General features: G+C 74.8%; 9 protein-coding genes. 3 read left to right on the top strand and 6 right to left on the bottom strand.

The window, feature by feature from the left end; all coding sequences use genetic code 11:
- Nucleotides 1-2118 carry a glycoside hydrolase family 31 protein gene (locus ACFYNX_RS21900; RefSeq protein WP_388663462.1) on the bottom strand — a complete coding sequence of 706 codons (2118 nt, stop codon included), beginning with the start codon at nt 2116-2118 and terminating at the stop codon, nt 1-3.
- Nucleotides 2119-2332: 214 nt separating this feature from the next.
- Between ACFYNX_RS21900 and ACFYNX_RS21895 the strand changes: the two genes are divergently transcribed.
- Nucleotides 2333-4303: an acetoacetate--CoA ligase gene (locus ACFYNX_RS21895; RefSeq protein ID WP_388663460.1), complete on the top strand. Its 1971-nt coding sequence runs from the start codon at nt 2333-2335 to the stop codon at nt 4301-4303.
- A gap of 57 nt (nt 4304-4360) precedes the next feature.
- Here the strand turns inward: ACFYNX_RS21895 and ACFYNX_RS21890 are convergent, their stop codons facing one another.
- Together ACFYNX_RS21890 and ACFYNX_RS21885 are read right to left on the bottom strand one after the other, a co-directional pair.
- Nucleotides 4361-5446 carry a CU044_5270 family protein gene (locus ACFYNX_RS21890; protein WP_388663458.1) on the bottom strand — a complete coding sequence of 362 codons (1086 nt, stop codon included), beginning with the start codon at nt 5444-5446 and terminating at the stop codon, nt 4361-4363.
- Entirely contained in the window at nt 5443-6180 is a 738-nt protein-coding gene (locus ACFYNX_RS21885; RefSeq protein ID WP_388663456.1) for an RNA polymerase sigma factor, read from the bottom strand. The genes ACFYNX_RS21890 and ACFYNX_RS21885 overlap by 4 nt, the downstream gene beginning before the upstream one ends.
- A 146-nt stretch (nt 6181-6326) precedes the next feature.
- On the opposite strand from ACFYNX_RS21885, the gene ACFYNX_RS21880 reads away from it, so the two are divergent.
- On the top strand, nt 6327-7967 hold the full coding sequence (locus ACFYNX_RS21880; RefSeq protein WP_388663454.1) for a serine protease: 1641 nt from the start codon (nt 6327-6329) through the stop codon (nt 7965-7967).
- A 188-nt stretch (nt 7968-8155) separates the two neighbouring features.
- Nucleotides 8156-9058 carry a hypothetical protein gene (locus tag ACFYNX_RS21875; protein ID WP_388663452.1) on the top strand — a complete coding sequence of 301 codons (903 nt, stop codon included), beginning with the start codon at nt 8156-8158 and terminating at the stop codon, nt 9056-9058.
- Between the two features lie 73 nt (nt 9059-9131).
- Here the strand turns inward: ACFYNX_RS21875 and ptsP are convergent, their stop codons facing one another.
- The 3 genes from ptsP to ACFYNX_RS21860 all read right to left on the bottom strand — a co-directional run.
- The gene (gene ptsP / locus ACFYNX_RS21870) at nt 9132-10802 is read right to left on the bottom strand and encodes a phosphoenolpyruvate--protein phosphotransferase (protein WP_365539820.1); all 1671 of its coding nucleotides are present in this window, start codon (nt 10800-10802) and stop codon (nt 9132-9134) included.
- Nucleotides 10803-10883: 81 nt separating this feature from the next.
- Nucleotides 10884-11333 carry a PTS glucose transporter subunit IIA gene (locus ACFYNX_RS21865; RefSeq protein WP_388663450.1) on the bottom strand — a complete coding sequence of 150 codons (450 nt, stop codon included), beginning with the start codon at nt 11331-11333 and terminating at the stop codon, nt 10884-10886.
- A 252-nt stretch (nt 11334-11585) separates the two neighbouring features.
- A partial coding sequence (locus tag ACFYNX_RS21860) for a hypothetical protein (protein WP_388663448.1) occupies nt 11586-11846 on the bottom strand: 261 nt, incomplete at its 5' end.

The following is an 11846-nucleotide window of genomic DNA, read 5'->3' as shown; positions in this document are numbered from 1 at the left end:
TCAGACCCCTCGCACCCGCACCGGCAGCCCCGGCTCCGCCACCCCGTCGTCCGTCACCCGCTCCACCACCACCCGCCCGTCCACGAGGCGCGACTGGTACCGCTCGATCTCGGCCGGCTCCCAGCCGTCCCCCGTGTCCCGTACGACGAGCCCCCCGCCCGTCCGCCCGGCGGCGGGCGCCCACACCTCCAGGACCGGGTCGCCACCCTCGTCCCGCACCGGGAGCACCGCGCCCGCCCGGGCCAGGACCGGCACCCGCGACAGCGGCGCGTCGAGCAGCACCTGCCCGGGCCCCTCGTACGCCCGGCCCGTCGCCGTGTCGTACCAGCGTCCGCGCGGCAGCCGCACCGCCCGCCGGTCGGCGCCGTGCGTCAGGACCGGCGCCACGAGCAGCGAGTCGCCGAGCAGGAACGCGTCCTCGCAGTCCCGCAGCGCCCGGTCCTCCGGCGTCCCCCACCACACGGGACGGACGTACGGCGCGCCCGTCATCCGGGCGAGCCGCGCCAGGGTCGTGAAGTACGGCCGCAGCCGCTCCCGTTCGGCCACCGCCACGCGCGCGTGCTCCAGGATCTCGGGCCCGTACTCCCACGGTTCGTGCGGCCCGGGGCCGGTCCCCGCGCGCGTGCGGAACAGCGGGAGCCACGCCGCCAGTTGGTACCGGCGCAGGAACAGCTCCGGCGACGGACCGCCGTCGGCTCCGGAGCCGTCCACGTCCGGCCCCGCGTACGGCACCCCGCACAGGCCGAGCCCCAGGACCAGCGAGAGCGAGGCCCGCAGCCCCGGCCACCCCGTCGTCACCCCGCCCGCCCAGGTGCCCCCGTACCGCTGCGTCCCCGCCCAGCCGGAGCGCGAGAGGAGGAAGGGCCGTTCGTCGGGACGCAGCCGGCGCAGCTCCTCGTACCCGGCCCGGGCCGCCGCCAGGCCGCACACGCCGCTCGCCCCCCGGCGGTCGCCGTCGTGCACCCGGTCCCCGGACTCCGCCCGCACCGCCGGGTCCACAGCGGCCACCAGCCGCACGTCCTCCTCCCGCAGCTCCTCCGCGAGCCCGGACAGACCGTCCGAGGGCCCGGCACCCGGATGCCCTGCGTCCAGGTGCCCGGCGTCCAGATGTACGGCGGACAGCGGGAGCCCGTGCTTCCGGTACGCGTCCACCGTGCCCCGCACCTCCGCCGCGTCCCCGGAGCCCTCGCGCGCGTGCTGCGGGCCCAGCGCCCAGGACGGCGGGAGCGCGGGCGCGCCGGTGAGCGCCGCCCAGCCGTGCAGCACGCGCGCGGGGGTGCCGACCACCACCCAGCAGCGCAGCGGACCGCCCTCCATCCGGACCTCGCAGGTCCCGGGCCGGTCGTGCCCGGACCCGGCCCCCTCCTCGCCCTCGGAGAGGACGACCCGGCCGTCCCAGGAGTTGTCGTGGAACACCAGGTGCGTACCGGCGTCCGAGACGATGAACCGCACGGGCATGGCGAGGTGCGACGGATGGTCCTCCCGGCCGGAACGCCCCCGGGACGCCGTGCTCCGCAGCCCGTACGAGCCGTCCCGCAGCCGCAGTCCCCCCGACCGCCCGCCGAGCCCGAAGAACCGCGCGTCGGCCGGTACCTCGCTCCGCTGCATCCAGCGCGCGGTCCCGGAGGGTCCCGCGCCTCCGGACGGCCCCGCGTCCACCGGCTCCCACCAACGCGGCGGCAGGTCCCGCCGGAGCAGCAGCCCGCCCGGCGTCCGGACCTCCACCGCCCCGTGCCGGGAGACCGCCACCGTCACCCGCTCCGAAACGATCCGCCACCCGCCGTCCGTGTCCGGCTCCAGGGCCGCCCGGGGATCCGGCTCGGGCGCCCCGTCGGCCAGCGCGTACGAGGGCAGCGGACCGGCCCCGTCCCACCCCCAGAACACCGTGCCGCCCGCCGACACGCACAGCCGCAGCGAGGACCGCGCGAACCGGATCGTCCCCCCGCCCGGCGCCGGCTCCGCCGACTCCGCGAGTCCCGGCACCCGGGCCCGCTCCGCCCCCCTCGGAGGCGTCCCCCACGTGCCCGTGCGGCGCCGCCGCCACGCCGACCGCACCGTCCGCAAGCCCTCCACGGAACCGAACACCTTCATCGAACGCAGCAGTTCACGACCGTCCATGCGGCTCACCCTGCCACCCGGAAAAGGCGGAACGAGCCGCGTTCAACCGCCGTTCACCCGTGGTGGGAGCACATATTCAACTACCGGACCATGGGCGGACAGCCCTGGTGCGAAAGACGATCACATGGCATCGTCCTGTCAGCCGCGTCGCGCGCACACCCCAGCACGTGCGCGGGACACACGCAGACCCCGCGTACAGCCAGGGAGCCGCCCCATGACATCAGCGCAGACCGAGCCGCTCTGGCAGCCGGACGAGGAACGCATCGCCACGGCCGCCGTCACCCGTTTCCAGGCCTGGGCGGCCGAACACCACGGCGCCCCGGCCCAGGGCGGGTACCCGGCGCTCCACCGCTGGTCGGTCGAGGAGCTCGAAGCGTTCTGGCGGGCGGTCGTCGAGTGGTTCGACATCCGCTTCTCCACCCCGTACGAGCGCGTCCTCGGCGACCGCTCGATGCCCGGCGCCGACTGGTTCCCCGGGGCCACCCTCAACTACGCCGAGCACGCCCTGCGCGCCGCCGACGAGCGCCCCCACGACACGGCCCTGCTCCATGTGGACGAGACACATGAGCCCACCCCGGTGACCTGGGCGGAGCTCCGCCGCCAGGTCGGCTCCCTCGCCACCGAGCTGCGCGCCCTCGGCGTACGCCCCGGCGACCGCGTCAGCGGCTACCTGCCCAACGTCCCGCAGTCCGTCGTGGCCCTCCTCGCCACCGCCGCCGTCGGCGGCGTGTGGACCTCCTGCGCCCCCGACTTCGGCGCCCGCAGCGTCCTCGACCGCTTCCAGCAGGTCGAACCGGTCGTCCTCTTCACCGTCGACGGCTACCGCTACGGCGGCAAGGAGCACGACCGCCGCGACACCGTGGCCGAGCTGCGCGCCGAGCTCCCGACCCTCCGCGCCGTCGTCCACATCCCGCTCCTCGGCACCCCGGCCCCCGAGGGAACCCTCGCCTGGGACGACCTGATCGCCGCCGACACCGAGCCGGTCTACGAGCAGGTCCCCTTCGCCCACCCGCTGTGGGTCCTGTACTCCTCCGGCACCACCGGCCTGCCGAAGGCGATCGTCCAGTCCCAGGGCGGCATCCTCGTCGAGCACGTCAAGCAGTTGGGCCTCCACTGCGACCTCGGCCCCGAGGACGTGTTCTTCTGGTACACCTCCACCGGCTGGATGATGTGGAACTTCCTCGTCTCCGGCCTGCTCACCGGCACGACGATCGTCCTGTACGACGGAAGCCCGGGCTATCCCGACACCGCCACCCAGTGGCGCGTCGCCGAACGCACCGGCGCCACCCTGTACGGCACCTCCGCCGCGTACGTGATGGCCTGCGCCAAGGCGGACGTGCACCCCGGCCGCGACTTCGACCTCTCGGCCGTCCGGTGCGTCGCCACCACCGGCTCCCCGCTGCCCCCCGACGGCTTCCGCTGGCTCCACGACGAGGTCCGCGAGAACCTCTGGATCGCCTCCGTCAGCGGCGGCACGGACGTCTGCTCCTGCTTCGCGGGTGCCGTCCCCACCCTCCCCGTCCACATCGGCGAGCTCCAGGCCGCCGGCCTCGGCACCGACCTCCAGGCCTGGGACCCCTCCGGCAAGCCCGTCGTCGGCGAGGTCGGCGAACTCGTCGTCACCAACCCCATGCCGTCCATGCCGATCCACTTCTGGAACGACCCCGACGGCAGCCGCTACCGCGACAGCTACTTCGAGATGTTCCCGGGCGCGTGGCGCCACGGCGACTGGATCACGATCACCGACCACGGCTCGGTCGTCATCCACGGCCGCTCCGACTCCACCCTCAACCGGCAGGGCGTCCGCATGGGGAGCGCCGATATCTACGAGGCCGTCGAACGCCTCCCGGAGATCCGCGAATCCCTCGTCATCGGCCTGGAGGAACCGGACGGCGGCTACTGGATGCCGCTCTTCGTCCACCTCGTGGAGGGCGCCGTCCTCGACGAGGAGCTGATCACCCGCATCAAGCGGACCATCCGCTCCGAACTCTCCCCGCGCCACGTCCCCGACGAGATCATCGAGGTCCCGGGCGTCCCGCACACTCTCACCGGCAAGCGCATCGAGGTCCCGGTCAAACGCCTCCTCCAGGGCACCCCGCTGGCCAAGGCCGTCAACGCCGGCTCGGTCGACGACCTCGGCCTCCTCCACTTCTACGAGACCCTGGCCGCCAACCGCCGCGCCTAGACGCACGAACGCCCGGGGCCCCGATCCACCGTGATCGGGGCCCCGGGCGTCTCCCCTCTACGCCTCCGGCACCTCACCCGGCGCGGCGGCGGCCCCCTTCACGAGCACCGCCGACACCCCGAGGACGGTGCCCGCCCGCCCGGCCGGCGTGCTCCCGGCGAGGACGGTGCGCTCCCCGAGGAACGCCGACGTCGTACGGTCGAAGATCCACTGCGTCTGCTCCCCGCGGGCGGTACGGGCCACGGCGACGCCCTCGCGCCCGGCCGCGTCGGTCGCCGACGGCAGCACGGTCACGCCGGGGATCAGGGCCGCGGCCCGGTACAGCGCGGCGGTGACCTCCGGGGGAGCCCAGGTCTCGGCCAGCAGGGTCCCGATCGCGTCGAAGGCCCGCTGGTCGGCGTCGGCCCCCGAGCCCCCGGCGCCCCGGGTCTGCTCGCGGACCAGCCGCAGCAGCGCCTCCGGACCCGTGGGGAGCGTCGCCACGTACGCGTGCGTAGGGCGGGTGACGGACGGCGGCTCCGCCCCGAGCGTGCTCTTCCGCGGCTCGGCCCCGGGGCGATCCAGCTCGTACACGGGCCCCGGGGAGCCGAGCGGGGTGTCGGCGGCCCCCGCCTCGCGCAGCAGACCGGGGCGGCTGCCGTCGGCGGAGAGCCACACCTCGCGCACGCGTGCGGGCGGCAATACGGCGGGACCCCCGGCCGCGTCGCGCCCCGCGTGGGCGACGAGGCTCTTCACGTAGACGTACTCCCCGGGCCGCACCTCCGGCGCGGGGGCGACGGCCGCGGCGAGCGCCGCCTGGGACAACAGCCGTACGGCCTCGGACGGGGCCGGCCGCCCGGCCGTGACCCGGCCCGGCGACCCGGTCGGCGTCTCCCCGGGGGCGAGCACGACGAGACCGGCGACGACCGCGCAGGCCGCCACCGGCACGGCGAGCAGCCGGAGCGGGACCTTCCGGCGCGGGCGGGCGGCCGGGCCGCCGTCCCCGGCGGCGAGGGCGGACCGCAGGACGGCGTGCCGCAGGTCGAGGTTCCGCTCCGGCGTCAGCTCGGGCACCGGCGGCGGGGGCAGCAGTTCGGCGAGCTCGGCCCGCAGGAGCGCGTCCGCGCCGGCGCCGCGCGGCGGTCGGGGGGTGAAGGCGTTCATGCCTGCTTCTCCGGATTCGATCGGGACGGGAGGGGGCCTGCCGCCGGTAGGGGCGGGGGCGCGGACCGACGCGCGGGTACGGACCGGCGTTCACGTACGGGCCGACTTTCACGTGCGGGGGCGGGATCGCGCCCGCCGGCCGCGTGGGCGGGGCCGCCCGCCCGGACGGCGACGGCGGCGGACCGCTCCCGCCGCCGCGCCGCCCGCAGCTCGGCCTCCGCGAGCCTCCGCAGCCGTTCGCGGGCCCGGGACAGCCGGGAGCGGACGGTCCCGACCGGGATGCCGAGCGCCTCACCGGCCGCCGCGTAGTCCAGACCGGCCCACACCACGAGCGTGAAGACCTCGCGCTCGCGCCGCCGGAGCCCGCCGAGCGCGACGCGGGCGGCCCGTACCTGCTCCCCGTCCGTCATCCGGGCGAGGACGTCGTCGGCGAAGTCCGGCAGGACACCGCGCTCGGGGAGCCGGGCGAGGGCCGCGTCCCGCCGCCGGGCCTCGCGGGCGGCGCCGCGCATGATGTTGGTCGCGATGCCGAGCAGCCACGGACGCAGGCTCCCGCCGTCGGCGTGCACCTTCCCGCGACAGCGCCAGGCCTCCAGGAAGGCGGCGGAGACGACGTCCTCCGCCGCCGCCCGGTCCCCGCACACCCGGAACGCGTAGTGGTACAGCACGCGTGCGTGCTCGTCGTACGCCTCGCCGAGCGCCGAGGGGTCCCCGGCACGGAAACGATCTCTCATAGGTGATTCCACAACTGGCACTGGACGGCGGTTCGTCCGGGTTCCCGTGACCTGGACCACACGCCTTACGGGACCCGGGCCACACGCCTTCCGGGGCTGTGGCCCAGGTCACGGGAACGCCCCCGCCGCCATGAGCAGTGCTGGACATGAACGACGCAACGACCTCCGGCCGCACCGCCCCGGGCACGCCCCACCCCGCCCCCCACCTCGCACCCCGCCCCGCGACCCGCCGCACGGCCCTCCGCACCCTCGCCCTCGCCGGGGTCCTCTCCGGCATGACGCTCTCCGCCCTGCCCCCGGCCGCCGTGGCGACGGCCCGCGCCCCCGAGACGTACACCCTGACGATCCGCCACCTCGACCGCCAGGGGACCGCCACCGACGCGTACCTCACCCACGTCACCGGCGTCTCGGGCCCCGGCGCGTCCGAGGAGGTCTCGCCCCACGACGCCTCCGGCACGGTCACCGTCCGCCTCCCCGAGGGCCGTTACCTGCTCGACTCCACCCTGTCCGGGCCCGAGGAGGGCTCCGGGACCGACTGGATCGTCCAGCCCCGCCTGGACCTGGACCGCGACACCACGGTCACCGTCGACGCCCGCACGACCGCCCCGGTGGACGTCCGCCCGCAGGACCCGGACGCCCGCTTCCTCAGCCGCCTCGGAGTCGTCGAGGTCACCCACGGCGGCACGACCCGCTCCGCGAACGTCATGGCCGGCCCCGACCTGCGCGTCGCCCACCTCGGCCCCGACGCCGAACCGGCCTCGGTGAAGGAGTGGTTCGACACGTACTGGGAGGGCGGGACCGACGACTACGCCCTCGGCTACTCCTTCACCTCCGCGCGCGCCCTGACCGGCCTCGTCCGCCACCCGTCCACCGCCTCCCTCGCCACCGTCGAGATCCGCCGCGCGGCCCCGGAGGGCGGGACAGGGAACGCGTTCGTCTCCGTCCAGCCCAGCGCCGGCCCCACCGTCGGCCTCGTCCAGCCCCTCCGGCCGCTCGGCACCGCGACCGTGCTCGTCACCCCCGAGCGGGGCCGGTGGAACGTCGAGTACGAGGGCCCCGCCGCTCCCGGGGCGGCGCCCGACCGGTACGCCGAGAACGGGTTCGCGGTGCGAGCGGGCGCCACCACCACCCACACCTTCGACAACGCGGTCTTCGGACCCGCCCTCGCCACCGCGCCCGGCGCCCGTCCGGCGGGCGTCCGCGACGGCGCCGCCCTCTCCCTCGACGTCCCGCTGCTCGCCGACGGCGAGGGCCACGCGCCGAGCGCACCGCGCTTCCGCTCCGCCACCACCACGCTCCACCGCGACGGGGTCCTCGTCGGCACCCGCCGGGGCACGCCCGGCCGGGCCACGTTCACCACCACCCCGGGGGCGGCCCCGTACCGGCTGACCGCCACCGCGACCCGCGGCGACGGCACGGCCCCGGGCGGACGCGTCACCGCCGCCTGGACCTTCACCTCGGCCGCGACCACCCGCCCGACCGCGCTTCCCCTCAGCACCGTCCGCTTCGCCCCGGCCCTCGGCCTCGACGGCACCGGCCCGGCGGACGACCGGGTCCACGTGCCGATGACCGTCCAGGGCGCGGCGGCCGGGTCCGGCGTCCGCTCCCTGACGGTGTCGGTGTCGACCGACGGCGGCGCCACCTGGACCCGCGTCCCCGTCACCGACGGCCGGGCCGCCTTCCGCAACCCCGCCGCCGGACGGTCCGTCTCGCTCCGCGCCGAACTCACCGACACGGAGGGCAACACGCTCACCCAGACCCTGACGGACGCCTACCGCACCCGCTGACCACCGATCACACGATCCGGAACGCTCCGGGGAGGCCCACCCTCCCCGGAGCGTCTCCACATGACCCCTCGCACGCCGTCAACCCCCGCACGCGGCCTGCCCGTCGTCCATCCCCTCCCCGAACCGTCACTGTCAGTGGCGAAGGTTACGGTGAGTGAGCACCGATCGGACCGTCACCAGGGGGAGACATGACACGGACCGGAACCACCCCGACGAACCTCCGCCGCGCCCTGCGCCGCGAGGTTCCCAGCACCGTCGGGCTCCTCGCCGACGAACAGGACTTCGCGGCCATGCGCCGCTACCGCACGTTCCTCTTCGACGACCACACCGCCTACCTGCACCAGGTCGAGGCCCTCCTCAAGACCCTCGCCCGCCAGGGCACCCACACCACCGTCGCCCTCTTCGACCCCGAGGAGTACGCGGCCTGGTGCGCCGAGACCGCCACCGACCCCGACCGGCCCGCGAGCCGCAGCCGCTTCACCGCCCACCTCGCCGCCACCGGAGCCCGCGTCACCTACACCGGGCAGCCCCTCGCCGCCCTCCTCCCCGAACTCGTCGACACCGCCGTCCGCCAGGCCACCTGGGAGTACGCCACCACCGTCCTCGCCACCGCCGGCGACTGCGCGACCTGCGGCAAGGACATCGGCAAAGCCGCCTACGAGCGGGCCGCCCGCCTGCTCGTCCGCCTCCTCGAAGCCGCCGGACCGGGCACCCACCACCTCGTCTGCAGCGTCCCCGCCGCCGACGACCAACTCCTCGCCGTCCTCCACACCGACGGCACCCCACCGCCCGAGGACACCACCGGCACCGGATTCGCCACCGAGTTCACCGCCGTCCTCGCCGCCGGCATCGCCCTCGGCGCCCCCGGCGGCCTCGTCCTGCGCACCACCGCCCCCGACACCCGCGACCGTCTCCACGGCTGGCGCCTCACCGACGGCACCCTGACCCCGCTCACCGAGGCCGAGGTCTTCTCCGCCTACTGCACCGACGCCCGCACGGGAGAACCCCTCTCCCCGGAACCCGGCGTCGAGTACCGCGCCGGCTTCCCCCTCGCCCCCGGCCCCGACGACGACTGGACCACCCACCACTGACCCCGCGCACGACGAAGGGGCTCCCCGCCACCTCGTGACGGAAAGCCCCTTCGTCGTCGCTCACCTCAGGGGATCACTCCCCGGACAGCACCGCCTGCGCGGCCAGCCGCGCCTCGTGCGCGGTGTCCGCGGCCCGCGCCGCGGCCGCGGCACGCTCGCACTGCGCCAGCGTGTACTTGGCCAGCGTCGCCCGCACGTACGGAATCGACGCCGCACCCATGGAGAGGGAGGTGACGCCCAGACCCGTCAGCACGCACGCGAGCAGCGGATCCGAAGCGGCCTCGCCACAGACACCACAGCTCTTGCCCTCGGCCTTGGCCGCCTCGGCGGACAGCGCCACCAGGTCGAGCAGCGCCGGCTGCCACGGGTCCTGGAGCCGGGACACCGCACCGACCTGACGGTCGGCCGCGAAGGTGTACTGCGCCAGGTCGTTGGTGCCCAGCGAGAGGAACTCGACCTCCTGCAGGATCGAGCGCGCCCGCAGCGCGGCCGAGGGGATCTCGACCATCGCACCGAACTTCGCCCGCAGCCCCGCCTCACGGCAGGCGTCGGCGAACGCCTTCGCGTCCGTACGGTCGGCCACCATCGGCGCCATGACCTCGAGGTACACCGGCAGCCCCTCGGCCGCCTTCGCGAGGGCGGAGAGCTGCGTCCGCAGCACCTCCGGGTGGTCGAGCAGCGACCGCAGCCCCCGCACGCCGAGCGCCGGGTTCGGCTCGTCGGCCGGGGTGAGGAAGTCCAGCGGCTTGTCGGCGCCCGCGTCCAGGACGCGCACGACCACACGCCCCTCGGGGAACGCCTCCAGGACCTGACGGTAGGCCTCGACCTGCTTCTCCTCGGACGGCGCCTTCTTGCTGTCGTCCAGGAAGAGGAACTCCGTACGGAACAGACCGACGCCCTCCGCACCGGCCTCCACCGCCGCCGGCACGTCCGCCGGACCGCCGACGTTGGCCAGCAGCGGCACCTTGTGCCCGTCCGAGGTCGCGCCCGGACCGGTGGACGTCGTCAGCGCGGCCCTGCGCTCGGCGGCCGCCTTCGTCAGCGCCGCCTTCTTCTCCTCGCTCGGGTCCACGAAGAGCTCACCGGTGGAACCGTCGACCGCGATGAGCGTGCCCTCGGCCAGCTCACCCGCGCCCGGCAGCGCCACGATGGCCGGCACGCCCAGCGCCCGCGCGAGGATCGCGCTGTGGCTGGTCGGCCCGCCCTCCTCGGTCACGAACCCGAGCACGAGCGCCGGGTCGAGCAGCGCCGTGTCGGCCGGCGCCAGGTCCCGCGCGATCAGCACGTACGGCTCGTCGCTGTCCGGCACGCCCGGCATCGGCACGCCGAGCAGCCGCGCGACGATCCGGTTCCGCACGTCGTCCAGGTCGGCGACCCGGCCCGCCATGTACTCGCCGGCCCCGGCGAGCAGCTCGCGGTAGTGCGAGAAGGCGTCGTAGATGCCGCGCTCGGCCGTGCTGCCGACCGCGATCCGGCGGTCGACGTCGGCGATGAGCTCCGGGTCCTGGGCGATCATCGCCTGGGCCTCCAGCACCGCCTGGGCCTCGCCACCGGCCAGGTTGCCCCGGGCGATCAGATCCGCGGCCACGGCCTCCACGGCCTGACGGGCGCGCCCCTGTTCGCGCTCCGCCTCCTCGGCCGGAATCGACTTGGCCGGCGGCTCCAGAACCGCAGTGCCCATGTGCCGGACCTCGCCGATCGCCACTCCGTGGCTGACGCCGACGCCTCGCAGCGTTGTCTCCATCTCACCCGTCTCCGATTGAGCGGCGGCCCCTGCCGCCGCGTTGAATGTCGAACTCGCGGTCGTCACAGCGGACGGACCGGCTCAGTTCCAGCCGAAGAGGTTGTCGCCGGTGGCCACCTCGCCGGTCTCGGCGACGTCGGAGAGCGAGTCCGCGGTGGCCTCCAGGGCCACGACGGGGCAGATGGGGGACTTGCCGGCGGCCTCGACCGCGGCCGGGTCCCAGCGCACGACGGCCTGTCCGCGCGTCACGGTGTCGCCCTTGCTGACGAGCAGCTCGAAGCCCTCGCCGTTGAGCTGGACCGTGTCGATGCCGAGGTGCGTCAGCACACCGTGGCCCTCGGCGTCGACGACGACGAAGGCGTGCGGGTGCATGGAGACGATGACCCCGTCGACGGGGGAGACGGCCTCGGAGGGCTCACGTACGGGATCGATGGCGGTACCGGGACCGACCATCGCACCGGAGAAGACCGGATCGGGAACTGCAGCGAGACCGATGGCACGGCCGGCGAGCGGCGAGGTCACGACTGTCATGGGAAGCCTCCCAGGGGCGGAGATTGTGTGGCGCCGTCACTACCTGTCCTGGACGGCGAACTGTTCCGAAGCGTATGTCATAGGAAGTCCCGGTTCCGCACGAGACGTACCAGTTGGGCGGAGCTAGGGACTACCGGCGACGGTTTGCGTCTACTGACGGTGGGATGTACTGTCGTACTTCTGCCTGACCCCAGCGCGGCCTTGAGTCGCGGGTCGGCAGCACCTATCAAGCCAGATCCTAACCCCAGTGGTCTACACCTCTGCGTGCTCGCAGTGGGACGTGGTCAGGGGGACCGAGAAAGCCTGGTAATGTTTGACCCCGCCGGGAACGGAAAGCGCGAAAGCGAATTCCAGCCCCAGCAGCCCGCTTCGGGGGGTGGCAGAAACGGAAAACGGATCTGCTAAGCTCGAAACACGAAAGACCGAAGGGAAAAGCCCGGAGGAAAGCCCGAGAGGGTGAGTACGAAGGAAGCGTCCGTTCCTTGAGAACTCAACAGCGTGCCAAAAATCAAC

Source organism: Streptomyces sp. NPDC007872, from assembly GCF_042868165.1.
Taxonomy (GTDB): Bacteria; Actinomycetota; Actinomycetes; order Streptomycetales; family Streptomycetaceae; genus Streptomyces.
Note: the sequence above shows the minus strand (reverse complement) of the source record. Positions and strands in the feature narration are given on the sequence as shown.

Excerpts from the sequence above, each read along its gene's own strand:
- ACFYNX_RS21865 (WP_388663450.1), bottom strand. The coding sequence starts at position 11,333 with ATGACAGTCGTGACCTCGCCGCTCGCCGGCCGTGCCATCGGTCTCGCT.
- ACFYNX_RS21895 (WP_388663460.1), top strand. The coding sequence starts at position 2,333 with ATGACATCAGCGCAGACCGAGCCGCTCTGGCAGCCGGACGAGGAACGC.
- ACFYNX_RS21885 (WP_388663456.1), bottom strand. The coding sequence starts at position 6,180 with ATGAGAGATCGTTTCCGTGCCGGGGACCCCTCGGCGCTCGGCGAGGCG.
- ACFYNX_RS21875 (WP_388663452.1), top strand. The coding sequence starts at position 8,156 with ATGACACGGACCGGAACCACCCCGACGAACCTCCGCCGCGCCCTGCGC.
- ACFYNX_RS21900 (WP_388663462.1), bottom strand. The coding sequence starts at position 2,118 with ATGGACGGTCGTGAACTGCTGCGTTCGATGAAGGTGTTCGGTTCCGTG.
- ACFYNX_RS21890 (WP_388663458.1), bottom strand. The coding sequence starts at position 5,446 with ATGAACGCCTTCACCCCCCGACCGCCGCGCGGCGCCGGCGCGGACGCG.
- ACFYNX_RS21880 (WP_388663454.1), top strand. The coding sequence starts at position 6,327 with ATGAACGACGCAACGACCTCCGGCCGCACCGCCCCGGGCACGCCCCAC.
- ptsP (WP_365539820.1), bottom strand. The coding sequence starts at position 10,802 with ATGGAGACAACGCTGCGAGGCGTCGGCGTCAGCCACGGAGTGGCGATC.